This window comes from Microcoleus anatoxicus (assembly GCF_042465725.1).
Lineage (GTDB): Bacteria > Cyanobacteriota > Cyanobacteriia > Cyanobacteriales > Microcoleaceae > Microcoleus > Microcoleus anatoxicus.
On sequence record NZ_CP120853.1, the window covers coordinates 1,816,079 to 1,841,655 of the forward strand.

20 protein-coding genes, 1 other RNA gene and 1 pseudogene are annotated in these 25,577 nt (G+C 44.0%); 10 read left to right on the forward strand and 12 right to left on the reverse strand.

The features are described 5' to 3' along the window. Positions 1 to 60: 60 nt before the first annotated feature. The 4 genes from corA (at position 61) to P2A85_RS07835 (ending at position 4,023) form a co-directional block, all read left to right on the forward strand. Positions 61 to 1,242: a magnesium/cobalt transporter CorA gene (gene corA / locus P2A85_RS07820; RefSeq protein WP_377478461.1), complete on the forward strand. Its 1,182-nt coding sequence runs from the start codon at positions 61 to 63 to the stop codon at positions 1,240 to 1,242. Positions 1,243 to 1,280: 38 nt separating this feature from the next. After that, positions 1,281 to 1,716: RNase P RNA component class A (gene rnpB, locus P2A85_RS07825), an RNA gene on the forward strand. A 120-nt stretch (positions 1,717 to 1,836) separates the two neighbouring features. Continuing rightward, the gene (gene rnc, locus P2A85_RS07830) at positions 1,837 to 2,562 is read left to right on the forward strand and encodes a ribonuclease III (RefSeq protein ID WP_377478463.1); all 726 of its coding nucleotides are present in this window, start codon (positions 1,837 to 1,839) and stop codon (positions 2,560 to 2,562) included. Between the two features lie 240 nt (positions 2,563 to 2,802). Then, positions 2,803 to 4,023 carry a Gfo/Idh/MocA family protein gene (locus tag P2A85_RS07835; protein ID WP_377478465.1) on the forward strand — a complete coding sequence of 407 codons (1,221 nt, stop codon included), beginning with the start codon at positions 2,803 to 2,805 and terminating at the stop codon, positions 4,021 to 4,023. 9 nt (positions 4,024 to 4,032) lie between these two features. On the opposite strand, the gene P2A85_RS07840 is transcribed toward P2A85_RS07835, so the two are convergent. Continuing rightward, positions 4,033 to 6,108: an ATP-binding protein gene (locus P2A85_RS07840; RefSeq protein ID WP_377478467.1), complete on the reverse strand. Its 2,076-nt coding sequence runs from the start codon at positions 6,106 to 6,108 to the stop codon at positions 4,033 to 4,035. A 535-nt stretch (positions 6,109 to 6,643) separates the two neighbouring features. Between P2A85_RS07840 and P2A85_RS07845 the strand changes: the two genes are divergently transcribed. The 5 genes from P2A85_RS07845 (at position 6,644) to hemG (ending at position 11,745) form a co-directional block, all read left to right on the forward strand. Next, entirely contained in the window at positions 6,644 to 6,823 is a 180-nt protein-coding gene (locus P2A85_RS07845; RefSeq protein ID WP_377478469.1) for a hypothetical protein, read from the forward strand. After that, on the forward strand, positions 6,804 to 7,457 hold the full coding sequence (locus P2A85_RS07850) for a class I SAM-dependent methyltransferase (RefSeq protein ID WP_377478471.1): 654 nt from the start codon (positions 6,804 to 6,806) through the stop codon (positions 7,455 to 7,457). Before P2A85_RS07845 ends, P2A85_RS07850 begins: the two co-directional genes overlap by 20 nt. Before the next feature lie 335 nt (positions 7,458 to 7,792). Next, positions 7,793 to 9,304 (forward strand): cryptochrome/photolyase family protein, encoded by a 1,512-nt coding sequence (locus tag P2A85_RS07855; RefSeq protein WP_377478472.1) that lies wholly within the window; start codon positions 7,793 to 7,795, stop codon positions 9,302 to 9,304. 477 nt (positions 9,305 to 9,781) lie between these two features. Beyond that, entirely contained in the window at positions 9,782 to 10,027 is a 246-nt protein-coding gene (locus tag P2A85_RS07860; RefSeq protein WP_340517738.1) for a DUF2811 domain-containing protein, read from the forward strand. A gap of 272 nt (positions 10,028 to 10,299) precedes the next feature. Further along, positions 10,300 to 11,745 (forward strand): protoporphyrinogen oxidase, encoded by a 1,446-nt coding sequence (gene hemG / locus P2A85_RS07865; RefSeq protein ID WP_377478473.1) that lies wholly within the window; start codon positions 10,300 to 10,302, stop codon positions 11,743 to 11,745. Between the two features lie 457 nt (positions 11,746 to 12,202). On the opposite strand, the gene P2A85_RS07870 is transcribed toward hemG, so the two are convergent. From P2A85_RS07870 to P2A85_RS07915, 10 genes are all read right to left on the reverse strand, one after another. Beyond that, positions 12,203 to 12,901, reverse strand: a complete 699-nt coding sequence (locus tag P2A85_RS07870; protein WP_340517675.1) for a response regulator transcription factor — start codon at positions 12,899 to 12,901, stop codon at positions 12,203 to 12,205. 93 nt (positions 12,902 to 12,994) lie between these two features. Then, on the reverse strand, positions 12,995 to 15,205 hold the full coding sequence (locus P2A85_RS07875) for a hypothetical protein (protein WP_377478474.1): 2,211 nt from the start codon (positions 15,203 to 15,205) through the stop codon (positions 12,995 to 12,997). A gap of 327 nt (positions 15,206 to 15,532) precedes the next feature. Then, positions 15,533 to 15,700 carry a photosystem II assembly protein Psb34 gene (psb34, locus tag P2A85_RS07880; RefSeq protein WP_015177107.1) on the reverse strand — a complete coding sequence of 56 codons (168 nt, stop codon included), beginning with the start codon at positions 15,698 to 15,700 and terminating at the stop codon, positions 15,533 to 15,535. A 69-nt stretch (positions 15,701 to 15,769) separates the two neighbouring features. Then, positions 15,770 to 16,552 carry a thiazole synthase gene (locus tag P2A85_RS07885; protein ID WP_377481366.1) on the reverse strand — a complete coding sequence of 261 codons (783 nt, stop codon included), beginning with the start codon at positions 16,550 to 16,552 and terminating at the stop codon, positions 15,770 to 15,772. 223 nt (positions 16,553 to 16,775) lie between these two features. Further along, positions 16,776 to 17,294 carry a hypothetical protein gene (locus P2A85_RS07890; RefSeq protein ID WP_377478476.1) on the reverse strand — a complete coding sequence of 173 codons (519 nt, stop codon included), beginning with the start codon at positions 17,292 to 17,294 and terminating at the stop codon, positions 16,776 to 16,778. Between the two features lie 33 nt (positions 17,295 to 17,327). Continuing rightward, on the reverse strand, positions 17,328 to 18,416 hold the full coding sequence (locus P2A85_RS07895; protein ID WP_377478478.1) for an ABC transporter ATP-binding protein: 1,089 nt from the start codon (positions 18,414 to 18,416) through the stop codon (positions 17,328 to 17,330). A gap of 39 nt (positions 18,417 to 18,455) precedes the next feature. Beyond that, on the reverse strand, positions 18,456 to 19,517 hold the full coding sequence (locus tag P2A85_RS07900) for a PotD/PotF family extracellular solute-binding protein (RefSeq protein ID WP_377478480.1): 1,062 nt from the start codon (positions 19,515 to 19,517) through the stop codon (positions 18,456 to 18,458). A gap of 50 nt (positions 19,518 to 19,567) precedes the next feature. Continuing rightward, positions 19,568 to 20,422, reverse strand: a complete 855-nt coding sequence (locus P2A85_RS07905) for an ABC transporter permease (RefSeq protein ID WP_371117817.1) — start codon at positions 20,420 to 20,422, stop codon at positions 19,568 to 19,570. A 98-nt stretch (positions 20,423 to 20,520) separates the two neighbouring features. Beyond that, positions 20,521 to 21,372, reverse strand: coding sequence for an ABC transporter permease (locus P2A85_RS07910; RefSeq protein WP_377478482.1), 852 nt, complete (start codon positions 21,370 to 21,372; stop codon positions 20,521 to 20,523). A gap of 310 nt (positions 21,373 to 21,682) precedes the next feature. Further along, positions 21,683 to 22,093 carry a peptide chain release factor 1 gene (locus tag P2A85_RS07915; protein ID WP_377478484.1) on the reverse strand — a complete coding sequence of 137 codons (411 nt, stop codon included), beginning with the start codon at positions 22,091 to 22,093 and terminating at the stop codon, positions 21,683 to 21,685. A 199-nt stretch (positions 22,094 to 22,292) separates the two neighbouring features. Between P2A85_RS07915 and P2A85_RS07920 the strand changes: the two genes are divergently transcribed. Continuing rightward, positions 22,293 to 22,499, forward strand: coding sequence for a hypothetical protein (locus P2A85_RS07920; RefSeq protein ID WP_340517662.1), 207 nt, complete (start codon positions 22,293 to 22,295; stop codon positions 22,497 to 22,499). A 749-nt stretch (positions 22,500 to 23,248) separates the two neighbouring features. On the opposite strand, the pseudogene P2A85_RS07925 reads toward P2A85_RS07920, so the two are convergent. Next, a pseudogene (locus P2A85_RS07925) lies at positions 23,249 to 25,572 on the reverse strand (ATP-binding protein); the annotation flags it as partial. Positions 25,573 to 25,577: the final 5 nt, after the last annotated feature.

The window sequence follows — 25,577 nt, forward strand, 5'->3', positions numbered from 1 at the left end:
GTTATTAGGGCATGATATCATATCAACTAAAGATACTAACTAAAACTCGGAAATATCAACATGGTATACAAAGACATAAATACATCTAGTGGTGTTGGCAAACAAATTAAAAATGATGAGGATGATTCCTACGTTGATTATTTTTATGACGATCCGGGGGCTCCGCCGGGAACTCTGGACTTAGAACCGGGCGCACCACCTCCCGATATTGTATTAATTGACTATTCCGAGACAACAGCTACTCGCTCCAAATTGGTAAATCCTCAAGAAGCTGCTGCGTATTTAGATACAGAATCTGTGTCTTGGGTTGATATGTTGGGATTGGGAAATAAAGAAACTTGGCAGCAAATGGGTCAAATATTTAATTTGCATCTGATGACCCAAGAAGATGTAGTTAATGTTCCCCAGCGACCGAAGGTAGTAGACTATGAAGACCATCTTTTAATTATTGCATGGATGGTAATGATTAAACCTAATTCCTATAATTTTCATAAAGAACAAGTGAGTTTAATTTTGGGTAAACATTACTTGCTAACTGTTCAGGAAGAACCGGACTATGATTGTTTTGACCCCGTGCGCGATCGCATCCGCAAAGGACAAGGAAGTATTCGCAAGCACGGAGCCGATTATCTGGCTTATACTCTATTAGATTCGATTATCGATGGATTCTTCCCAGTATTAGAAGTTTATGGAGAGCTGATTGAAGAATTAGAGGACGAAGTGGTAGTCAAGCCCACCCGTAAAACCCTGGAAAAAATCTATAAAATCCGCCGAGAATTGCTGACTCTGCGTCGCGCCATTTGGCCACAGCGGGATGCAATTAATGCGCTAATTCGAGATAGCAGTGATTTGATTAGTCCAGAGGTGCGGATTTATCTGCGAGACTGTTATGACCACACAGTGCAGGTGATGGATATGGTGGAGACTTATCGAGAATTGGCTTCGGGTTTAATGGATGTTTATTTATCTTCTGTTGGTAACAAAATGAATGAAATCATGAAGTTATTGACAGTAATTTCTAGCATTTTTATTCCCTTAACCTTTGTTGTGGGAGTGTACGGCATGAATTTTAATACTGACAAATCGCCCTTGAATATGCCAGAGCTGAATTGGTATTTTGGTTATCCTCTTTGTTGGGGGCTGATGGTGACGATCGCCTCTTCTTTAGTTTACTTTTTTTGGCGGCGCGGCTGGTTTGAAAATTTTTCCAGTATTAAAGATGATGGAAATCTAAAATCCTAAATTGATTGACGAACGATCGCGTACAATAAATTTGGGGAAAAAGTAGGCGCAGGCGGTTGCGGATTGACGAAAGTTAGTCTGAGGAAAGTCCGGGCTCCCGAAAGACCAAACTTGCTGGGTAACGCCCAGTGCGAGCGATCGTGAGGAGAGTGCCACAGAAAGATACCGCCAATTAGTGATTAGTCAGCAGTCATTGGTCGTTAGTGAGTAACTGAGGACTTGAGACTGGGAAGCAACAACTAATTTGGTAAGGGTGCAAAGGTGCGGTAAGAGCGCACCAGCAGCATCGAGAGGTGCTGGCTCGGTAAACCCCGGTTGGGAGCAAGGTCGGAGGAACTATGGTTGGTTTTTTACCAGTTCCGTTTTTGGGTACCGCTTGAGGCGTCTGGTAACAGGTGTCCCAGATAGATAACTGCCCTCGAAAATTGCTTGCAGTTGAGAGAACAGAACCCGGCTTATGTCCGACTTTTTCCCCCCCAAAATCCCCAGCAACAGGAAGTGCGGTAACGGAGATGAAACAACCAATAACAAATAAGAAATAAGAAATAACAACTAACAACTAACAAATAACAAATAACAACTAACGAATTTAAGATGAATCTTGTTTATCCAGCTCGTCAAAAAGAACTTGAAAAATTAGTAGAAAAAATAGGAATATCCCAGAAGCATTGTATTAAATGGCATCTAGTAGATTTAGCTTTGACTCATTCGAGTGCATCAGCTAAAGCAAATTACGAACAGTTAGAATTTGTCGGTGATGCTGTGGTGCGGCTGGCGGCATCGGAATTGTTGTTCGAGATTTATCCTGATTGTCCAGTCGGGGAATTTGCGGCGATTCGATCGATCTTGGTGAGCGATCGCATTTTGTCAAAAATTGCTGAAAGTTACGGATTCGATCGCTATTTGATTGTTGCCAGCAGTGCAGCTAGCGACAAAACAGGGGCGGAAAGCCGGCTAGCAGATGCCCTAGAAGCCTTACTGGCTGCCCTTTATTTGAGTACCCACACCTTAGAATTAATTCGCCCTTGGTTAGACCTTCACTTTCAACGGCTAGCAACGGAAATCCGCAGCGATCCAGCCCGCCAAAACTACAAAGCTGCTCTCCAGGAATTGACTCAAGGTAAATACAAAATTTTGCCAAAATATAGTGTCAAAGAAACTGGTACAGTCCAGGGTGGTGAGGATCGTTTTACCGCAGAAGTTCGACTTCAGGAAGAGTTACTAGCAGAGGGCAAAGGTCGATCGATCAAAGCGGCAGAACAAGCTGCGGCTCAAGCTGCTTTTAATAAATTAGTTAGTCAGTTGACAGTTGACAGTTGACGGTTGACAGTTGACGGTTGACGGTTGACGGTTGACGGTTGATTATTGGTTATTTGCTTGGGGCTACTAATCACAAATAACGATTAACTAATCACAAAATAGGGTATGATTAATCAGGAATTTGTAAAATTGTAATATAGCAATCGCCTTGGCGATTAGGATATCTTTAGCTACTGAAACTATTGCTAGTATTACATCTTCCTTCTACTTATTACATCTTCCTTCTTCCTTCTTCCACAAATGAAAATCGGAATAGCTGTATTGGGTGCTGGCCGCTGGGGAGTGAATCTAATTCGCAACTTTTTAGAACATCCAAACAGCGAAGTTTTAGCGATTGTAGACCAAAATCCTGATTCATTGGCGGCCGTCAAAAAACTGTTTAATCTCAATGAAAATGTAATTTTAGCTAGTGATTGGGCTCAAGTGCAGGAATTGCCAGGCCTAGAAGCAGTGGCGATCGCCACTCCCGCCTCTACCCACTATACCCTCACAGCAGCAGCACTCAACAGTGGCTACCACGTTTTGGTAGAAAAACCCCTCGCCCTCAACAGCGGTGAAGCCCTAGAACTCTGCCAATTAGCCGAAAAACAGCAGCGCCAACTCTTTGTGGATCACACTTATCTATTTCATCCAGGAGTCGATAGAGGCCAAGCGATTATTCAACAACATCAACTGGGAAATTTGCGCTACGGTTACGCCCAGCGCACCCATCTCGAACCCGTGCGGCACGATGTTGATGCCCTTTGGGATTTAGCGGTTCATGACATTGCTATTTTCAATACCTGGCTGGCACAAACCCCAATTCAAGTAAGGGCGATGGGTAGTGTATTTCAGAAGGCAACCCCCCCCTCGCCCTCCCCAAGGGGGGAATTTAGAAGGCAAACCCCCCCTTCCCAAGGGGGGAAATGTCCGCCTGACCTTCCCCAAGGGCAACCCCCCCCTGACCCCCCCCAAGGGGGGAAATCTCTCCCTGACATCCCCCAAGGGGGGAAATTTCCGCCTGACCTTCCCCAAAATTCTTTAGAAGGACTAGCAGATTTAGTTTGGGTAACACTCACCTACCCAGACGGATTTCAAGCATTCATTCATCTGTGCTGGCTAAATCCCGACAAACAGCGGCGCTTAACAGTTGTTGGCAGTTTAGGAACTTTGATTTTTGATGAAATGTCGCCAGAAACACCCCTAATTTTACACCGAGGCAATTCAGATGCTGGGGGTGAAGAAAATAGTTTGGGAAGGGTTCGTGCAGGGGAGCAAACTATCCTTAAAAATCGGGAAATATTGACTTTAGAACCAGTGGAACCCCTGCGTCAAGTGTGCGATCGCTTTCTCCATTGCGTCCAAACAAATACTCCCTGCCCCACTTCTTCCGGCTCCCAGTCCGTCCAATTAATCCGCATTCTTAGCGCTTTGAGCCAATCCCTAGAACTCGACGGACAACCATTAACTATTAGCCCCTAGTTTCGCTCATCAATCAAAGCCTTTAAACATGGCATTTTCTTTTAGCAAATCCGGGTGGTCAACAGCAGAATTTGATGGCTGAATAACAGGCAAAGAAATTACTACAGTAGCACCTTGATTGATACCCGCACTGTGGATTGTAATACTCCCTCTCATAGATTCCATAATTTTTCTAGAGATAGCCAAGCCTAAGCCATTGCCACCAAATTTGCGAGTAGTAGAGCCATCAACCATTACAAAAGGCTGAAACAATTTCTGCTGTTGTTCAGGATCGATACCAATTCCTGTATCTTTAATAGTCACCACTACCGATTCGGGGTCTTCGCTAAGGCTTGTCGTATTTTCTCCTAGATTCCCGTTGAGTTGATCGGGAGTTTTGATTTTGTTAGATTCAAGGTTTATGGATATAGTAATGCTGCCTAATTCTGTAAATTTCACAGCATTACTCAACACATTTAAAAACACCTGCTTGAGTTTTTCCGGGTCTGCATAAACAGTAATAGGAGGGCGAGCAAGTGGCAAATGTAACTTCAAACCTTTTTCCTTAATCAGAATAGCCTGTAACTCAATAGCATCTTCCAGGACTTCAGTCATATCGATTACTTCAAACATCAGCGAGAAGGAACCGGATTCGATTTTAGCAATATCCAAAATATCATTAATGATATTTAGTAACTGCATAGCCGAGTCGTGAGCTCGCTGCAAAAAATCCATTTCCTCCTCTCGGTCATCGCAGTAGCCGTCTCGCACAATTTGCAGAAAACCAATAATCCCATTGAGGGGGGTTCTCAATTCGTGAGAAATATTGCGCAAAAACTCATCTTTTAACTGATTGGCAACTTTTGCTTCCTTGGTGGCAACTTCCAATTCGTCTGCCCAGGATTTGAGGCGACCGACCATACTGTTGAGGGCATCGGCTAATTGATTGAATTCGCGAATTTTGAGATTTTGTGGGACTGCTTGTGGTGCTTCTGTGTCTACTTTTAGGGCGTAGTCTCTGAGTTTTTCCAAAGGACGAGCTAAGTCGCGAGACAAATATAAAGTGGCGATGATACTAGCGCCTATTAAGCCCACAATCAGATTAAATAAAACCTGCTGAATTTCTTCCAAACCGGACAAGGCGTAATCCAAACGGGAGACAGCTAAGATAATCCATTTGCTGTTTTCTTTTTGAGTTAAAGGGCTGGGGATAGCAGCGTAGCCAGCGAGCAATTCTACGCCATTTTTTTCAAAGGAAAATAGGTGTAAAAAAGCTTGTCCTCCGGCGATCGCCCTTTTGAGCAGACTCTTGAGGCGATCGGCATCGGCTTCTTGGTCGATATTGCGTCCTACGCGGTCAATATTGGGGTGAGCCAAAATTGTCCCATCTTGGTCGATCGCCACCGTATAGCCAGCCAGAGAGCCTTTGGGAGCACTGGTTTGGACTGGCAAGGAGGACTGCAAACTCAGAGCATAACTCAATTGGCGACTATTGCCACGACGAGTGTAAACGGGGGCACTCAACACCAAACTCACCTGACTTTCCTTCCCCTCTTGGCCCTGTTTGCTGGAATCGGAAAACTTCGCAGTAGAGGAAAGGGGACTTTTGTCCTTTGTTTTCCCCTGCTGCATATCTGGCCAAGACAGACTGATGTAGACGCTCTTGTCGTCCAGTAGAGCCTGTTGCTGCTGTTGCTGAGGCCAAAAATTAACAGGTGGCGACTTTGACAGAATCGGAAAAGGACCACAGGTGCTGGCGATGACTTGATTTGTCTGCAAATTAGTCAATTGCACGCAATCTACCTGAGTGGGCAACCGCTGTCCTAGCTGCGCGATAAACTTTTGATAATCTTTGGGTTCTACAGACTGTAGTATGGAGCTTTCCGAAGCGCCGATCAGATTCGATCTGAGTGATTTTGCCCACTGTTCAATAGTTTCTGCTTTTCTGACGGCACTTTCGGTCAGATTTTGACGTGCTGTTTCCAGAAGCGTCGATCGTGCTTTGCGATAGGTAACATACTCCCCCACCAGTAGAACGGGTACGCTGAGCAACAAAATCCGCGACAGTAAAATACGGCGAAAGGAGGATTGACCTAACTTAACCATAGGACATTTCTAAATTAAGGTGCGACACCTAACAACGACCATAGTGCAACAAAGCAGACCGACAGGCGCATCTGTCAAGGGTATTTTGCTGAAGAGACAAAACAGCTTCACAAGAATAGTTAAGCATAATTATAGGAGCCACGGTCATTGATTGGGTCAGGCGATCGATCTGGGAGCTATTCTAAAGGTAGAGGCAGAGCTATTCCCACTACTTCACTCAGTCGTGGAGGCAACGGGAATCTGTAAGCTCGAATGGTAGGGTGGGTCTGGTGGGTTTTTTGAACAATTGTCAGCCTTACAGGAAAGTAGATCGCCTTACCAATAGTAACAAGTGCGTCAGATAAGTCCAATTAATTATATCTCTTTTAGCCAATTTGTAATCGCAATTTATGAATGAGATTGATTGGGTAAAATCCCTCTAAACAGTTGCTCAATAGGTTCTGGTGTCATCCATTGTTTTACGTTCAGCCTGGATACCCTATCATACTATGATTACAAGAGATTTTTATAAAAAACAATGTTAAGCTCAGGCATAATGCGTACCCCACAGGATTTTTGGGAGAGGTCAAATAATGAGATGATGGAATGGTCGATCGACTCTCACAACCCCCAGGGAATGAACATCAGCTCAAACAGCCCATACACTTGCTGGGGATTAGGGCGATCGACAATCATCTTTCTAGCTTACTTAATCGATGAAAAAAAACTCAAGTGACTATACCTATTATTACACAAATAACCGTCCCAGATATCATCACGCTTATTTGCTATCCCCCCTTTTGGAAATGCTGGTAACACTGGAAGCTACCAGCCAGAAAAAACTCCGAGTTTTAGATCTCGGCTGCGGCAATGGTAGCTTGAGTCACGTCATCGCACAGCAAGGCTATGAAGTTGTTGGCGTTGATAATTCTGCACCAGGCATAGCAATTGCTCGTGAAAGTTTCCCGGAGTGTCAGTTTATCCAAGCAGATATTTACGCTCTCCCGGAAGTCGATCTACTGCATTCCTTTGATGTTGTCCTAGCCATTGAAGTAATAGAACATTTACTTTATCCAAAAGAACTAGCAAAAGCTGCCAAAAAATGTCTTAAACCAGGAGGCACGCTAATTATTTCCACTCCCTATCATGGTTATTTGAAAAATTTAATATTAGCAATTAGTGGAAAAATGGATAATCATTTTACTGTGCTTTGGGATAATGGTCATATCAAGTTTTTTTCCGTTAATACTCTGTCAAAGATATTAGAGCTTGAAAAATATACGAATATTGAATTTAGATTTGCTGGTAGGTTTCCCTATCTTTGGAAATCCATGTTATGCTCTAGCAAATCGACAACTCACATCCAGTAATTTAGTAGTTATACCAATTTAATGTGAAGTTGCATATATTTCGATACCCCTCGCATCCCCACCCCCCCCTAGCCCCCCCCAAGGGGGGAAGGGGGACTTTGAGCGGAATCTTGTCCCCCCCTTCCACCAGGGGGGCTAGGGGGGATCAGATTCTATGCAGCTTCATAAAAAACTGGTATTAAAGATGCTCTAACAACTAAAATCTCATGGGGGTAGTTAAATTCAAAAAAATACAGGAGTCAAAACACCTCAGAATAATTGGGATTTTATTTTTTTTGAAAAGTCTCAATAAGACGGGAAAAACAAACTAAACAAATCAACCATCAAAAAATAAAATGACAGTTGGTATTTGGATATTAGGCGATCAACTTGGGCACAATCAAGCTGCGATCGCCAGTACACTCAATCTGAAAGAATTCCCCAAAATTATCTTAATTGAATCTTGGCAACAGGTTCTTGAACGTTCCTATCACCGACAGAAGTTAGTTTTAATTTGGTCGGCGATGCGGCATTTTGCGGCTGAATTACGCGACAGTGGCTATGAAGTTACTTATGCCAAAGCGGCGGATTTTGAAACTCCTCTAAAAGTTTGGATTGAAACTGATAATATCACTGAATTGCGGGTGATGACACCGAGCGATCGACCTTTTTTACAAAAAATCCAAAACTTGCAACTTCCCTGCAAAATTACTTTAATTGCTAACAACCAATTTTTGTGGAGTGAAGCAGAATTTAAAGATTGGGCATCCAGCCGGAAACGCCTGTTAATGGAAGATTTTTATCGAGTTAGTCGCCAGCGTTTCCAAGTTTTAATGGATGGAAATAAACCAGTAGGGGGTAAGTGGAATTTTGACAAAGAAAATCGCCAGCCACCAAAAGGTAAACTGAATACACCGCCAGCTATTTGGTTTGAGCCGGATGAAATAACTCAAGAAGCGATCGCCGAAGTTAAGGCTCTATCTTTCCCAACTTACGGAGATGTGGAACCTTTTCGCTGGGGGGTGACGCGAGAGCAAGCTTTGCAAGTGTTAAATAATTTTATCACCCAAAGTCTCCCCAGCTTTGGCCCTTATCAAGATGCGATGGTAACGGGGGAGGAAACTATGTGGCATTCGCTTATTTCTCCTTATTTGAATATTGGCTTACTGCATCCTTTAGAAGTTATTCAAGCGGCGGAAACAGCCTACTTCGACAATGACTTAAATTTAAACAGCGTTGAGGGTTTTATCCGCCAAATTGTCGGCTGGCGAGAATACATTCGGGGTGTTTATTTTTATGTGGATGCTGATTATTTTCAGAATAATTGGTTCAACCACACTCAGCCTTTGCCGGAGTTTTTTTGGGATGCTAGCAAAACTGATATGAACTGTTTGCATCAAGTTTTAAGTCAAGTCGAAAGCACTGGTTACGCGCATCACATCCAGCGATTGATGATTTTGGGCAATTTTGGTCTAATTGCTGGCATCTCGCCGCAGGAGCTGGAAAACTGGTTCCACAGTGCATTTATTGATGCCTATGACTGGGTAATGCAGACCAATGTGTTGGGTATGGGTTTGTTTGCGGATGGGGGTGTGTTGGCGTCGAAACCCTATGCTGCGTCTGCGAACTATATCAATAAGATGAGCGATTATTGTCGGGGCTGTAAGTACGATCGCACGGTGCGATCGGGCGAAAATGCCTGTCCCTTCAATTTTTTCTACTGGGACTTCCTGGCGCGCCACCGGGAAAAATTGCAGTCGATCGGGCGCATGAGCTTCATTTTAGCCAATCTGGACAAAATGTCCTCCGCAGAGCTGGCAACAATTAGCCAAAAAGCCCATGAATGGCATTTAGTCAGTAGTCATTAGTTATTGGTTATTGGTTATTCCCCATTCCCCAGTCAGCCGTCAAGGGTCAACAATACCCCATCCCCCTTCGCAATTCTTATTTTTTCCCTTAGTTTTTCCGCAATATTCCACAGCGTTTCCACAGGCAACTTGCAGGTTTTCCACAGATTTGACAAAGTTTTCCACAGAAATCAACGGCGCTGTCGGATCTTGCTGCGGTATTGGGGATTTTGTTAACTTGCTCCCCCAGCCTTCGGTTTTTCTAAAGAATATAAAAATATGTAACAAAAAATGTACTCAAAGGCTTATTCTTTCGTAAATCTTTTTTTTATCTAAAGGACTTTGTAATATTTCGCCACATTGACAAACCTACCCCCTCATAGCGCACAATGATGCGACCTACCTAAAAAAAATACTCTGGTTTCGGCAGTGTCTAGACCTGTATCCGGTCGAAAGGTGGGTTCTATTTTCAATTTATTAGCGAGACTAAAAAAAATGATGAACCCAACAGTCAGTATTTTTGCCGAAATTCCCGAAACGCTGCATGATTCCCTCAAAACCTACTTGGAAACTCATCCTGAATGGGATCTAGACCGAGTTTTCTGTGCTTCCTTGTCGCTGTTTTTGTTGCAGAATGCCGACAGTGGCACCCCGGAGGCTTCCCGTAGCTATCGCCAAGCGGCAAGAGTTTATCTGGAGACGCTGTTTCAGTCCCCTCAAGACTTGCACAGCAATAATGTATAGCACGCTTAACATCTCTGATTTGGCTTGGCACTTATAGGGCGGGGTTGAAACTTAAACTTCCCTAAGCGTCTTCATCGATTACGCTAAAATGGTTCTCTGAGTAAGTTGACGATTTTCTGAGGTTGACTAACGGAGTATGTCGTCCCACAAGCTGAAGGAAGCGCTTATAGAGGAGTTGCAAAAGTGAACTGTAATGGGATATTGTGATTTATTCCGATGTACTCCAACTACGGGTTACTCAACAATTAGTAGTTACCAATTAGCATTTACCAATGACAAACCTAGTAGACACCTTGATTGTGGGTGCTGGTATTACCGGCTTGAGTCTGGCCCACGCGCTGCACAAGGAAGCAAAGACTGGAGATCCGCTGAAGATTTTAGTTGCTGAGAGTCAGGGACGTGTGGGCGGGAATATCACAACTTCTACAGGGCATGGGTTTCTGTGGGAGGAGGGCCCGAATAGTTTTGCGCCGACGCCGGAATTGATGAAGTTGGCTGTGGATGTGGGGCTGAAGCAGGAGTTGATTTTTGCCGATCGCCAATTGCCTCGGTTTGTATATTGGCAAAATAAGCTGCAACCTGTGCCGATGACTCCTGGGGCGATGATTCAGTCTGGGTTGCTGAGTTTTCCGGGGAAACTGCGGGCTCTGTTCGGGGCTTTGGGCTTTGTGGCTCCGGCAATGGGTGCTACACTTTCGCAGCAGGGTGAGGAGGAAACTGTTTCTCAGTTTTTCCGGCGACATCTGGGTACGGAAGTGATGCAGCGATTGGTGGAACCCTTTGTGTCTGGGGTCTATGCCGGCGATCCTCAACAACTTAGCGCCGCGGCGGCTTTTGGGCGGGTGACAAAGATGGCTGATGCTGGTGGCGGGCTGGTGGCCGGGGCGCTGCTTTCTGCCAGGAAACGGCCCAAAAAAATGCCCCCAGACCCGAATATTCCTCAGACTAAGCCGGGGGAGCTGGGTTCGTTTAAAGGGGGGCTGAAGGCTCTGCCAGAGGCGATCGCTGCTTCTTTGGGCGATCGCCTGAAACTGAATTGGCATCTGACAGGTTTGCAGCGTACTGAACATAAAACTTATATTGCGGAATTCTCTACCCCCGACGGGCCGCAACAAGTTGAGACTCGGACTGTGGTGCTGACAACGCCTGCTTATGTGGCTGCGGATTTGTTGCAATCTCTGCAACCGGAAGTTAGCAGCACTTTACAAGGTTTTACTTACCCTACTGTTGCCTGTGTGGTATTAGCATATCCGATGTCGGATGTCAAGGGTAAATTGGTGGGATTTGGAAATTTAATTCCGAGGGGGCAGGGAATTCGCACTCTGGGAACGATTTGGACTTCGAGTTTATTTGCCGATCGCGCGCCGGCGGGTTGGCAAACTCTGACGAGTTACATCGGTGGGGCTACGGATTCGGGTATTGGCAATCTTGACCCCGAACAAATTGTGGCTGAGGTGCATCGAGATTTGTCTCGCATTTTGCTCAAACCGAATGTGCCACAGCCGAAGGTGTTGGCGGTGAAGCTCTGGAAACAGGCGATTCCTCAGTATAATTTGGGGCATCTCGATCGCCTCAAACAGATCGATCTAGGCTTAAAATCTTTGCCAGGGATGTATTTGTGTAGTAATTACGTTGGCGGGGTGGCTTTGGGAGATTGTGTGCGGCTGGGTTTGGAAAGGGCGATCGAAGTTAGCAAATATTTACAAGAAACCAGCTAAGGGATTTTTGGTGAAGAAACAGACCCCACGGAGGAGGGAGCATCCCGATTTTGTATGGGGTATAGCATGACCTCCGTAAATCTCTGGTTATAACTAATAAATTGTCTGCGGTCATGCTAGAGCATCCTACGAATATATTTACAAAACACAGATGCACCCACGGAGGAATTCGAGGGTAGCGAGCAGCAAGCAAAATAACTCAACATTTAAAGTTAGCAAACAAATCATTAAGCGTCTGGTTTCTACTTGGACAAGTTATTTTGAAGCTCACAAAGAATGGCATCAGCATCCTGCTAAGTTCTTAGGTCAACCCAGAATACCAAGATATAAAGATAAAATCAACAGTAGAAGGGATAGCGAGTGCAGCCGTTGCACCTTTAAAGGTAACACCTTTATTAAGTGTTAAACTGAGCAAATGAAGATTTGTTCAGTTTAACACGAACGGTCTTGACACTTTCTAGCTGCTTGTCTCAACAAATTTGTAGCCCACTCCCCGGACGGTTTGAATCATGGAATTTTGATTACTATCGGGTTCGATTTTGCGACGAATTTGACCGATATGGACATCGACTACGCGATCGGCTCCTACATACTCATAGTCCCAGACTTCTTGTAGCAATTCCGCACGCCTCCACACGCGACCTGGTTTGCTGGCCAAACAGTACAACAAATCGAATTCCAGTGCAGTCAAAGCAACTATCTGGCCACCGAGAGTCACCACCCGACTCAAGGGATCTATAGCCAGCTTTCCGAAGACACGGCTTTCAGGTTCCTCTGAATTTTTTTGCTGGCGCAACCGCCTCAAAAGAGCTGCTACGCGAATTTTAATCTCTACAAGACTAAAAGGTTTAGTAATGTAGTCGTCAGCACCGCAGTCAAAGGCTATCACCTTGTCATGTTCATCGGTGCGGCTAGTTAGCATGACTACAAAAACGCCCGTCTCCTTTTGCATTTGTTTACACAAACTGTAGCCGGTGGTATCTGGTAAATTTACATCCAAAATCACTAATTTAGGATTAAATTGCTTGAATAATTCCATACCAGTGTGACCGTCCTCGCCAGACTCAACTTGATAACCTTGCTGACTTAAAAAACGGTGAATTAAATTTCGGATTGCCGGGTCGTCATCAACCACAAGGATTTTTTCTGGGGTCATGACCACAATTTTGTTTGAATAATTAGGGCAGAATGTTTAACCATAATAATAGAAAACTGGATACATATCTGGGAACAATTCAGCTTTTAATAGTTATAACCTACGCAAAATTTCCGGCAACAAATCTCCTGGAACTTTGGATAAGGCTAAGTTTTGGCCGGGCAGCCCACATTCACTATAGAAAGCTCTAATCGTTTTGACAATATAGCTCAAAGCTGTTTGCCGACCATCGATCGCTTGGGAGTTGGCATCGTCGGGCTGTAAATTTAGTTTATCTCCATATGTTAACTCTTTGTCCTGAAGATGCTGTTCCCAGGCGGCGCAAACTTGTAACTGTTGGTGCAGCGCTGCTTCTAAATGCTGTGTCTGTGCGGCTTTGTTGGCGGCGAAATCAGGGTCTGTAGCTAGTTGATAGTGGGCTAGTCCCAGATTGCTGCGGGCGGCTAAGGTGTCAAAGGTGAGTTGGGTGCGATCGATCTGCGCGGCGATATCTAGGGCAGTTTCGTAGGCTAAAATAGCCTGCTGCAAGGATTCTGTCCGGGCCCGTTGTTGTTGGAAGTGGTTGGCCAAATGCCAATAAGCTGTACCGAGATTGTTTTGAGTGGCCGCAGCGGCGGCGGGGACTAATTCTCTGGTGCGGTATTTTAAGGCTTCGCGATAGGCCGCGATCGCCCTTACCAGCAGAATTTCTTCCGGTTGATGCTGGGCGAGGTTCCAGCAAGCCGTACCGATGTTGTTTTGCACTCCTGCATAGTTGAGGGGTTCTGTAGATGGATTGTAGCAGGTCAGGGCCTGGGAATAAGCGGCGATCGCACTTTTGAGGTAGACGATCGGCTGACCATCTTGAGCTAAACTCCAGTATGCTGTCGCCAAATTATTCTGAGCCGCTGCATACTGTTGAGGTTCCGTCCGGGAGTCAATATCCAGCAGCGCTTGCTGGTAGGCTGTAACTGCTTGCTGCAAGTTTTCGGTTTTGTCTTGATAGCGGGCTAAATCAGCCAAGGCGATGCCCAAATTTTTGTTTAATCGGGCACGGGTTTGCAGTGTCAAAGACCCATCTTTTTTGTTTAAACCTTGTCGGTAGAGGCCGATGCTGCGAAACAAGCAAAATACTGGATCTAAAGTCGTGGGTTCCTCGGTGCCATTTGCTTCGGTATAGCTTGGTTGCAGGCGAGATAGCATCCAGTAGAGAGTGCCGAGGTCGTTGCACAAATCGGAAATTGGCAGTAGGTTATTTGACTCCTGAATATATTGACTTAAGTGGTGTTTAAATTCGTCAATTAGTAGCGTGCATTTGGGATTTGGTGGTTGATTTTGGTGTTCGTGGGGATCTATTTGTAGGTATTGAATCACTTGTTCGATCGCACCAATGGCAATGGTTAAGTTTTGCCAAGAAGCGTCTCCGGCTTGAATGCGATCGCGGTAGAAATTGCCCAAACTTTGATAAGCCAAAGCCAAGGATTCGGAGGAACATTGATTTTCTTGCAACAGTTCGATGTATTGCAGAGTTTGCAACTCTTGCACATTTTCCGCCTCGGCGGCCCGATTGTAAGTGGTCAACTCCTGGGCCGATGTTGGTAGCGCTAAATCTGCTAATTCAATAGACTGAGAGTTTGGTGTTGGGGATGGAGAATTGGGAGTTAGTAAGGGGGAATTTGTCACAGGAGATAGGGAACTGGAGACTTGGGATTCTCCAGACTGGGAACTTAAAAATTCATCGCCCAATTCCTGCACCTCTCCGAAGTCCCAGTGGCGAGGGGATGGTGTTGGTTCCCCTTCAAACTCAAATACTCCGGTTCGCCAGTGCCAAAATTCCGGGGCTGACTGTTCGATCGAACTCAGCCAAGGTCGCGATACCCACAGCAACAGAGTGGACTCCCACACTTGCAGGTGTGTTTCGATGTCTCTCAAATGGCTCAGGAAAGACCACTGGACGGCCGCTGAGTGCCGAGTCAGGTGTTCGACTCCCAAAATTTGAAATCCCGGCAACGGGCTGTAGCTGCGCGAATTTTGGGGCGGTGGGTTTTCGGTCAACCATGCTGCAATCGCACCCCAAGGATTCGGATCGCCCAGGTTGAGTTGCAAGCTGACAAATCGGGGAATTGCGATCGGCGATCGAAATATTTCGCCGGTGGCTGTAGCAGTCAATTCTGCCTCTAAGCGGGCTGCTAGACAGTCCCGCAAGCACAAGTCATCGCAGGCGGCGATAAAAATTTGACGGCGCAAATTCAGTTCAAGTGCCTGTTTCAAGCGTTGGTAAATCAGCTTGTTCGAGCTAGAAACTTTTTGGGAAGGAATAGACATCAGAGTCTGGCGATTTGAGATTTTAGATTTTAGATTTTAGATTTATGCCCACAGGTAAATCCCGGAGCTTGTTTAGGGTAGATTTTCCACTAGCTATTGTATATTTTTGACCGAAAATTCAGGTCTCAACCCCGTCCTGATTTTTTTGTTTCTAATGCTTTTGGTCTTATGTAGTCTTTCAGCTCGTGTGGCGTTGCTCAGGACTTTTAGCACTTCCTGCTTGTTATTGAAGCACAAAAACCATGTTTCCATTTGTCTAGAAACATGGTTTTCTCAACAGTTATTTAAAATCGGGATTTGAATCAGCTTTGAATCTCAGCCCTGTTTCTAGACAGAAGCAGCGACAAACACCAAACCTGCAACTAACATCGCCGCGGCAATACCCATGATGATGTAGTTTCGTTGCTGGTTTTTGTTGGGAGGTACGGCTTCATAAACCTTTGGCTCTTTAGCGAAGTTGTTCAAGCGTCCATCGTCGTCCTTGATGTAAGGCATTAGTCACAATCCTTAGTGTTTTTGATGTTTACAACTTTACCAAAAAACTGCCCACCAAAATTCAAGAATTTATTTTGAGGTGACAGTACCTGTTTGGGGAGAAGAAGCGATCGCATAATCTTTGATTGGCATTCTGCCTGCTAAGTACGCTAAACGCCCTGCTTCCGCCGCCATTCCCATGGCTTTTGCCATGGCTGGAGAATTTTGGGCATTGGCGATCGCCGAATTAATTAACAGTGCATCAGCGCCCATTTCCATGGCTTGTGCAGCTTCACTAGGTGTCCCGATCCCCGCATCCACCACCACAGGAATCTTTACCGTGTCAATAATTATTTGAATATTGGCAGCATTGTTGATTCCTTGTCCCGAACCGATGGGGGAACCTAAAGGCATCACAGTCGCACAACCAACTTCTTCGAGGCGTTTTGCCAAAAGGGGATCGGCATTGATGTAAGGCAAAACAGCAAAACCTTCCTTGACTAATTTTTCTGCTGCTTCCAAAGTGCCGATCGGATCTGGTAGCAAATATTTAGCATCAGGAATCACTTCTAACTTCACAAAATTATTATCTTCCTGACCTAAAAGCTTCGCCATTTCCCTACCCAAACGAGCCACCCTAATCGCCTCATCCGCAGTTTGACAACCCGCAGTATTGGGCAACATCCAAATTTTAGTCCAATCCAGAGCTTCCGCCAATCCTTCATGACCAGGAGCATTGGTTTGCACGCGCCGCACAGCCACAGTCACAATTTCGCACCTACTAGCATTCACACTTTGCTGCATTTCTGCAATGCTGCGATATTTTCCCGTACCAGTCATTAAACGAGAATGAAAAGTTTTGCCAGCAATCATTAGAGGTTTGTCAAAAGGTGCAGTTGCGGTATCTACTGGATAGCCAAAAATACTGTACTCAAGTGCCTGTTCCCAATGTGTTCTACCACCCATCATCTCTTCAAGCTGCCAACCTTCTTCTATGGTTAGATCGTCGTGAGTAACAGCATATAAAATTTGCCCTACAGTAATTAGTTTAGCATCTCGTGGCATATTGTTATGTAATCCACGCTCTATAATTTCTTTAAATTCGCTGAAATTGTCTTCCATTTTTCCACTCTTCCCTTGTGATTATTTGAATCTGTTGGCTGTTAAGCACCAAAATTAATTTTTGAATTTGCTTTCCGGTATCCCAAAATAAAGCTTGTTTGATACCAGCGTTTATTTTCCAAACCTCGTAAATTTCTCGGTTGATGTGAATGATAACGGCTGCTGCACCTTGATTTTTGGCTCTACTGATGCCTTCTTGCACTCTGTCTCTGATATTTTGAGTCTGTTCTGTTAACTCCTTGAATTCGCAAATTTCACCGTCAATCTCAGCGTCTGGCGTTCTCACACCCTCTGCTGCTTGCTCGCTCAACAGTGTAACTCTCTTTCCCATTTTAGCCAAAACTTCAGCGACAAAACTTTCCGAATCATTAAGATTGTGTTGTTGGTGGATGAGCACAAATCCGCCAGCTACCTCATCAAAATAAGATCGCCGATATTCTGGTTCGGCATTTTCGTAGATGCCTTTGCTTTGCTGGATATATTCTGGATTCACCGTTATTATACTCTGATTTTACTTCGATAATATTCACAAAATACAAATACTTTCTGGCGGCACAGCAACCTGAACCCGATCGCCCACTCTGTGCCGCTGTAAGTCATCCCTGTGTAAATTTTGTCTCCGAATCGCGATCGAGCTTTTCGCCGTCAACTGTACTACATAGCGCGTATCAGTGCCAATATAAACAACCTCTGTTACAGTTCCCAGCCAAGTATTTTCAGCCGCATAATCAGCCGGATAAATACCCACCTTTTCCGGTCGCAAAACCAAAGTAACAACCTTTCCCGCCGGAAGATCCTCAGTTGTAGTAACTAACACAGGTAATTGTTGATCAACTAACACAGTTATTTTACCACTTTGCTTGGACACCACACGCCCAGTCAAAAAATTACTATCACCAATAAACTCAGCCACAAACCGCGTTTGCGGATATTCATAAATCTCAACAGGCGTTCCCACTTGTTGCAATTTTCCGCCATCCATCACCGCAATTCTGTCCGACATCGTTAACGCCTCTTCCTGATCGTGAGTCACATAAATAAACGTAATCCCCAACCTGCGCTGAATTTTTTTTAATTCTAATTGCATCTCTTTTCGCAATTTTAAATCCAGCGCACCCAGAGGTTCATCCAAAAGCAAAACAGAGGGCTGTTTGACCAAAGCTCTGGCTAATGCAACTCGTTGCTGTTGTCCCCCTGACAGTTGACGGGGATAGCGTTTTTCTACATCAGTTAACTGCACTAAATTTAACACTTCTGCGAGGCGATCGCGAATTATTTGCTTCGATAAATTTTCCATTTCCAACCCAAAAGCAACATTTTGTGCTACTGTCATGTGTGGAAACAAAGCATAGTTTTGAAATACTGTATTCACAGGACGATGAAATGGCAATTGATTTTGGATCGCTTCACCGTGAATATAAATTTCCCCCGTAGTCGGCATTTCAAATCCCGCAATCATTCGCAAAGTAGTAGTTTTTCCGCAGCCCGAAGGGCCGAGTAAAGAAAAAAACTCTTTGTTTTCAATCTGCAAATTGATGTTATCTACAGCCCAAAAATCGTCGCTGCGAACAGTTTTAAATACTTTGGAAATTTCCCGGAGTTCTACGGCGTGCATTGTGTTAAAAATTCCCTCTAGTAGAGCAATCCCATGATTTTATTTCCCTGCACCTGCTTTCACTTCAGTCCAAGCTCGATCGTACAATGCAGTGGCTTTCCCCACATCCTCCAAAAATTTCATTTTAGCAAACACCTCGGCCTTGGGATATATTTGAGGATTTTTTAAATCTTGCGGGTCGATTAAACCTTTATCTATTGCTACTTTATTCGGCGAACCAAAGTGAGTAAAATTAGAAATTTTAGCCCCTACTTCTGGCTGCAAAATAAAGTTAATAAATTTCTCTGCTAACTCTTTGTGAACAGCGCCTTTGGGAATAGCCATATTGTCAGAAAAGATAATAGTTCCTTCTTTCGGAATAGCATAGCGGAGGTTAGGATTCTCTTTCATAACTTGGAACATATCGCCACTCCATTCCATTGTCAGATTTACTTCGCCTTGATCTAACATAGTTTGACCAGTATCGGGGACAAAAGCAGCAATCAAATTTTTATTTTTTATCAACAAATCACGGGCTTTGTTAATTTCTTCAGGATTAGTTGTATTTGGATCGAATCCTAAATAAATCAAAAGCCCAGCAAAAGTGTATCTCGCATCATCTTGCCATGCAATTTTTCCCGCATATTTCGAGTCAAACATTGATGCCCAACTATTAATTTCGCCCTTAGTTACTTTGAGATTGTAGCCAATGCCCATTGTCCCCCACTGATAGGGGAAAGAATATTTATTGCCAGGGTCAAAGGTTTGATTAATATATTTATTATCTAGGTTTTTATGGTTAGGGATATTATTAATATTCAGCGGTTCCAGTAAATTTTCCTTACCCATAATTTTAACCATGTAATCTGCGGGAAATATGACATCATAACCGGGATTTCCCTGTTTGAGTTTGGCGTAAAGTGCGTCGCTGTTCTCGAAAGTATCGTATTGAATCTTGACGTTGTTCTCTTTCTCGAATTGGGCGATCGCATCTGGGGCGATATAAGACGCATAGTTGTAAATGCTGAGCACTTGTTGCTGGTTAGCACCTTGGCTGCTACACCCAAAAGGCACTAAGGCACTAATCATAAACAAAAATAATAAAGTCAGCAGGCGTTTCATAGGTTTTGTTAGTGGCAAGTGAAATTAATTATGACACAAAAAGCATTTTTTTAACTTTTTTTCATTCTCAATGAGGACAAAACCAGCAATAACGAAGCCAACAACATCAAAGTGGATAGCGCATTAATCGCTGGTGTTACAGCAAATTTTATCATGCCATAAACAAATAGCGGTAGCGTCATTGAACCAACACCTGTTGTAAAAAATGTCACCACGAAATCGTCAAGAGACAAAGTAAAAGCTAGCAGTGCCCCGCTAAAAACACTAGGCCAAATTAGAGGTAGGGTAATCCGCCAAAAAGTCCGCCATTCGTTAGCACCCAAGTCAAAAGCTGCTTGTTCTAATATCGGATCTAGTTCTGCCAAACGGGCCCTGACAGTAATAGTCACAAATGAAATATTAAAGGTAACATGACCGATAATTACTGTAGGTAAACCGAGATTGATGCGAATTCCAGTTAGATTTTCGAGGATGCGAAATACTAGGGTAAAGAAAACTAGCAGCGAAATCCCGATCGTAATTTCGGGCATAATTATCGGCAAAAACAGTAAAGTTTCTACTGCTTTGCGCCCTGGAAAATGAAAGCGTTCCAGTGCGAGGGCGATGGCTGTACCCAAAACTGTTGCTAGCAGAGTCGAAATAGTAGCAATCAGTAAGCTGTTGTTGAGTGCTGTCCAAATTCCGGCACTGCTACTGCTAGCCATGCCGAGAGTACCGACATCGCTGAATAAGCTGCGATACCAATCGAGGGTAAAACCGCGCCAAATGGAGTTAAATTTGGAGGTATTGAAGGAGTAAATAATTAAGATTAGAATGGGCAGATAGAGAAAGGCAAATGCTAGTGTAGCTTGTATCCAAAGCCACTTTTTGCCGATCGCCCGAACACGTAAATCTAGTTTAGTCATTGGTTATTAGTCATTGGTTATTAGTTATTAGTCATTGGTTATTGGTTATTGGTTATTAGTCATTAGTCATTGGTCAGCGAAGGATTAACAGTTAATTGTTAACTTTCTGTTTTATCAGACAGGCGAAAATAAATCAATACCGGAATCAATACTATTACTGTCAATAGCATGGAAAGCGCCGAACCAAAAGGCCAGTCACGGGCTTTAAAAAACTGATTTTGAATCAAATTTCCCACCATCATTGTTTTAGAACCACCCAAAATATCTGGTGTAACGAAAGCACCAACGGCGGGGACAAAAACCAGAATCGAACCTGCAACAATCCCGCGAGTAGTCAAAGGCAAAAATACACGCCAAAAAGTGCGAATATCATTAGCCCCCAAATCTTGAGCGGCTTCTACTAATGAAAAATTAAATCGTTCTATGCTAGAATACAATGGCAGAACCATGAAAGGTAAATAACCATAAATTAGACCGATCGCCACAGCGAAAGGTGTAAATAGCAAATTTAATGGTTCGGTAATAATATGCAAATTTTGCAAGGCTGTGTTAATCACTCCTTCACTTCGCAGCAGGATAATCCAGGCGTAGGTTCTGACTAAAAAATTAGTCCAAAATGGAATAATTACGAGCAAAAGTAAGGCATTTCGCCAGCGGGGAGAACGGGTAGCAATCAAGAATGCTAGGGGATAGCCAACTAAAAGACAAGCCACTGTTGTCAGAAAAGCTAGCCAGAGCGATCGACCAATTACCCCCCAGAAAAGTCCGCTGAACAAACCTTGGTAGTTGCTGAGAGTAAATATCCAAGTAACGCCACCATAGGTGCCCCGTTCTAAGAAACTGTACAAAAGTACAATTAGCACAGGCAAAATGAAGAAAATTATCAACCATGCGGTAGCCGGAAATAGTAGGATCAATAGGTTAGCCTGTTGGCGTGTTTTGACTGTCATTATTAAGTTTCAAAAAATCAGTGGACAATGCCCAACATTTGAGTGCATCTGTGTTTGGCACATATATTCCTAGGGGCGAAGCATGACCGCAGACAATTTATTAGCTCGCGCCAGAGATTTACAGCGGTCATGCTTCGCCCTTACAAAATAGGGATGATCGCAAACATTTTAGAGGAAATTGAGTTAATTTTATCCTTTATTCTTCCAGTTAGTTCCCAAGGTTTCTAGTCACGAATTTAGTGATTTATTCTGAGGAAGTCAGTCGTCGCTACAAACCAATAACAAATAACCCATAACAAATAATCAATAACTATCTCCAATAAGGTCTACCTTTCCAAAAAACTCCCACCGCAACTGCTATGGGTGTAATTTCCGATAAACTTATGAAAAATGGAGGTAACAACAGAGACTTGAAAAATAAACCTAGGACTAAACAGAAAACTAACAGCCACAAATTAGCCCGGTTCAATAAAAATTGCTGTTGCCAATATTCTAAAAAATAAACCCCTAGAGCGCCTATTCCCACGGCTGTAACTACAGGTATCAATGTTCCTAGGGAGGAGCTGTAGAGTAACATCAGAGCGTTGCTGATGGGGGGAATCGCGATCGCACTCCATGCTAACAATAGTTCTATTGCCAAAACAGTCAAGTTGACGATCGCGGCAATTTGCAGCATTTCTCGCCAAGGTAAAATTTTTAAGCGGCGCAGAAAATCGCTCATGAGCTAGAGATTATGTAGGTTACTTAGATTTTATATTGACATAGACGGGGCTTTAAACCCAATTTTCCGGTAATTTACCTGAGTCGATCGCCCTTTGATTGTGCTTTGTAAAGTAAAATAAAGATAGAGGCAAGTCTCTTGACAAATTAACCAAGAGTACCTATCTATTTAGTTGTTAGAAGCGTCAAGGAAAAAAGTTATGGTGGAAAACAGTGTCGATTGTGCTGTAGCTTGCGTCAATGGCTGCGTTTTGGGCGACAAGTGCCCGAAGCGGGAATACGCAGCAGCAACGTCAAGTTTTATTGAGAATACTTCCCTCGACAAAATCCTGGAGATAGCGGAGGAAGCGGTGAGAAAAAAACGGACTGCACCCCCCAAATGGGTAATTCCTGATTTCCCTGAATAGAATTAGCCTGAGAATCAAAGAGCGATCGCCTGTGACAAAAGGCGATCGCGATCTAATTAAAAATATTGCCGTTTAATCGATCGAACTTGCAGCTTTTAACAACCCGCAGGTTGGGAACCAGAGGCTGTCATGTCTCGGACTTGCTGTTGAATTGGTAACTCGATCGCAAATTCAGTCCCTTTTCCCGGAATAGAAGTACACCGCAACATCCCCCCGTGCTTGTCTACAAAATTGATTAGCGATCGCGGATACGCATAGTCCAATCCCGCGCCTGAGAGCACCCGCATATCGCCATCAACTTCTCCCGCAGCTTCTACAACAAACTCACCGGATTTTGATGCGATCAGACACCCAGTTTGCGCCCCGGCATTTTCCAGCAAAATTCCCATCAATTTTTTGAGTAAAGAATCTAGAATAATTTCACCATAAATAGCCAGAGATGCTTTGATTACTGTAGTGAAATCCAGAGCTTTTTGAGTAGCGGTAGTAGTTAAAGATGCGATGGTGAGAGTGTGATGATTGGTGCTAAAAGAAGTATTAATTTGTGGTACCCGCACAATTAATTGCGGATATCGTTCCTCCAAATCTGCAACTTTTGCATTCGCGCCCCAGCGGATATAGCCGTAATAAGCATCCGTCATGTAGGTTTTCGCAACTTTCTCCCTACCGAGAGAGAGATAAAACTCAGCGGCTAATTCATTGGCTAAAGCTTCTTCCTGAATGTATCCCTGGGTGGCGGCATTTTGAATAGCGCGATCGTAATAATCCATTGCTTTCTCTTTTTCCCCCAACACCCGCGCCTTTTCGGCCTCCACCAACTCGTATTTATGCAAAAAATTCATCGGTGCGTGAACAGCCCAATGCTCCATTTTTTCTTGATTTGCTTCCACTTCCTGCAAATATTCTGCTTGAGTATCAGCAGTTGGATATACAGCTAATAAAGCCAGCGAATAATAAAAATTGTGAGCAGAAATAGCTATCCATCCGCCGACACCTTGCAGATATTTTGCAGCCAACGCAGCGCTGTCAACAGCACTCTTAAAGTCTTTAAATAAATATAAAATCATCGATTTAGCTAAATAGACATTAAACACCAACCAACCATTCTTAACCACCAGCCACTGCGGCAGCATCATCTCTTCATCAAAGCTTGCCCCAACCAAACGATACTTATCTGCGGATAAACCCCGTAAATTTAAATTCATCTGTCTCCAGATACTGAAATTGGAGGTAATATATTCGCTTTGCAGTAGCAATTGACCGATTTTCAGGTGAGTTTCTTGTTTCTGCTCTTCAGGTATCAAAGAATAAGCTGCCTGCTGCACTCTGTCATGCAAAAACTTATAATCAACCTTCACATCTTGCAGCCCAGCCAGCCCTGTTTCTGCTCCTTCAAAAACCAGCGGAATTTTGTAATCATTGCTCAGTGGCAAAACCAAGCCTGCCTGAAGCGCATCCCAGAGGTTTAATGCTGTTTCCTTCTGAGATTTTTCGCTAACAATTGCCAGCACTTCTAAATTAAACTGGTTGCCAATACAAGCAGCTAATTTTAAGGCTGACTGCGCCACATCGGGCAGTTTCTTAATATTTCGAGCGACTAACTCCACCACATTGCAGTCAGTGATTCCAACAGCTTGAATGTGTTCGAGATCCCACTGCCACGCACCCGATTGAAAGTCGTAAACTAACAGATTTTCTTGATATATAGCTCGAAGCAACTGAGTTAAAAAGAAGGGATTTCCTTGAGTTTTGTTAAAAAATAGCTCTGCCAATAGCGCGATCTTTTCTATGGTTTGAATCAGCGGATGGGTGGGACTGACTTCATTATCTCGATAAGCTCCAATAATTAGTAAATATTTGCTATCTGAGTCTGTCACCAGCAGTTCGATTAATTTCAGCGATGCCGAATCAGCCCACTGCAAATCGTCGAGAAAAACCACTAGCGGGTGTGACTGTGCAGCAAACACGCTGATGAATTGTTTAAAAACTCGATTAAATCGATTTTGCGATTCTGTCGGCCCCAATTGTGGGACTTCCGGCTGTTTCTCGATAATTAGTTCGACTTCGGGAATCACGTCTGCAACAACTTGGCCGTTACTTCCCAAAGCGGTTAGCAGTTTCTGTTTCCAAGTCTGGATGGATGCGTCACTTTCTGTTAGTAACTGCTGAATTAATGACTGGAATGCTTGAATTAAAGAAGCGTAGGGAATATTGCGTTTAAATTGGTCGAACTTCCCGCTAATAAAATAGCCTCGCTGCCGTACTATGGGTTTCTGAACTTCATTGACGATCGCAGTTTTGCCAATCCCCGAATAACCGGAAACCAATATCAATTCGACTCCCCCAGCCCCACTTGCTAAGGGAGAAAGCCCCCCTTGATTAAGGGGCGACTCCGAAAGCCCCCCCTTACCAAGGGGGGGTTGGGGGGGTTTCCACCGCTAACTCTCTCAAAAGCGCTGAGTAAAGTAGCTACTTCGGTTTCTCTACCGTAGAGTTTTTGGGGTATGAGCAATTGACTGGCCCGATCGGCATTTCCGGGAATAAAATCAGATATAGTACCACTGGGTGCTTGCAGCTTCGCCAGACAAGTTTCTAAGTCAAACTTTAAACCTTCAGCAGTTTGATAACGATTTTCCGCTGTTTTCGCCAACAATTTCATCACAATGCCAGAAATTGCTTCGGGGATTTCGGGATTTAAACTGCGAGGAGAGGGTGCTGTGCGGGCGATGTGACAGTGAACTAATTCTAAAGGGTCGATCGCACTAAATGGCAATTCACCAGTCAGCATCTCGTAAAAAGTGACACCTAACGAATAAAAATCGCTGCGATAGTCGATCGCCCGATTCATTCTACCAGTTTGTTCGGGCGACATATAAGCTAACGTGCCTTCGAGCAAGTTACAATAGCTGGCAGTTGCGTTTTCTCTAATCAAGCGGGAAGCGATGCTAAAGTCGGTTATTTTGACGCAATTATTGCTGGGATTTATGATAATATTTTGAGGTTTTATGTCTTTGTGAATTATTTCATGTTTATGAATATTGATATCAAATCCGGTAGCATGGGAATTATTCATCTCTC

Excerpts from the sequence above, each read along its gene's own strand:
- corA (WP_377478461.1), top strand. The coding sequence starts at position 61 with ATGGTATACAAAGACATAAATACATCTAGTGGTGTTGGCAAACAAATT.
- rnc (WP_377478463.1), top strand. The coding sequence starts at position 1,837 with ATGAATCTTGTTTATCCAGCTCGTCAAAAAGAACTTGAAAAATTAGTA.
- P2A85_RS07835 (WP_377478465.1), top strand. The coding sequence starts at position 2,803 with ATGAAAATCGGAATAGCTGTATTGGGTGCTGGCCGCTGGGGAGTGAAT.
- P2A85_RS07840 (WP_377478467.1), bottom strand. The coding sequence starts at position 6,108 with ATGGTTAAGTTAGGTCAATCCTCCTTTCGCCGTATTTTACTGTCGCGG.
- P2A85_RS07845 (WP_377478469.1), top strand. The coding sequence starts at position 6,644 with ATGCGTACCCCACAGGATTTTTGGGAGAGGTCAAATAATGAGATGATG.
- P2A85_RS07850 (WP_377478471.1), top strand. The coding sequence starts at position 6,804 with ATGAAAAAAAACTCAAGTGACTATACCTATTATTACACAAATAACCGT.
- P2A85_RS07855 (WP_377478472.1), top strand. The coding sequence starts at position 7,793 with ATGACAGTTGGTATTTGGATATTAGGCGATCAACTTGGGCACAATCAA.
- P2A85_RS07860 (WP_340517738.1), top strand. The coding sequence starts at position 9,782 with ATGAACCCAACAGTCAGTATTTTTGCCGAAATTCCCGAAACGCTGCAT.
- hemG (WP_377478473.1), top strand. The coding sequence starts at position 10,300 with ATGACAAACCTAGTAGACACCTTGATTGTGGGTGCTGGTATTACCGGC.
- P2A85_RS07870 (WP_340517675.1), bottom strand. The coding sequence starts at position 12,901 with ATGACCCCAGAAAAAATCCTTGTGGTTGATGACGACCCGGCAATCCGA.
- P2A85_RS07875 (WP_377478474.1), bottom strand. The coding sequence starts at position 15,205 with ATGTCTATTCCTTCCCAAAAAGTTTCTAGCTCGAACAAGCTGATTTAC.
- psb34 (WP_015177107.1), bottom strand. The coding sequence starts at position 15,700 with ATGCCTTACATCAAGGACGACGATGGACGCTTGAACAACTTCGCTAAA.
- P2A85_RS07885 (WP_377481366.1), bottom strand. The coding sequence starts at position 16,552 with ATGATTGCTGGCAAAACTTTTCATTCTCGTTTAATGACTGGTACGGGA.
- P2A85_RS07895 (WP_377478478.1), bottom strand. The coding sequence starts at position 18,416 with ATGCACGCCGTAGAACTCCGGGAAATTTCCAAAGTATTTAAAACTGTT.
- P2A85_RS07900 (WP_377478480.1), bottom strand. The coding sequence starts at position 19,517 with ATGAAACGCCTGCTGACTTTATTATTTTTGTTTATGATTAGTGCCTTA.
- P2A85_RS07905 (WP_371117817.1), bottom strand. The coding sequence starts at position 20,422 with ATGACTAAACTAGATTTACGTGTTCGGGCGATCGGCAAAAAGTGGCTT.
- P2A85_RS07910 (WP_377478482.1), bottom strand. The coding sequence starts at position 21,372 with ATGACAGTCAAAACACGCCAACAGGCTAACCTATTGATCCTACTATTT.
- P2A85_RS07915 (WP_377478484.1), bottom strand. The coding sequence starts at position 22,093 with ATGAGCGATTTTCTGCGCCGCTTAAAAATTTTACCTTGGCGAGAAATG.
- P2A85_RS07920 (WP_340517662.1), top strand. The coding sequence starts at position 22,293 with ATGGTGGAAAACAGTGTCGATTGTGCTGTAGCTTGCGTCAATGGCTGC.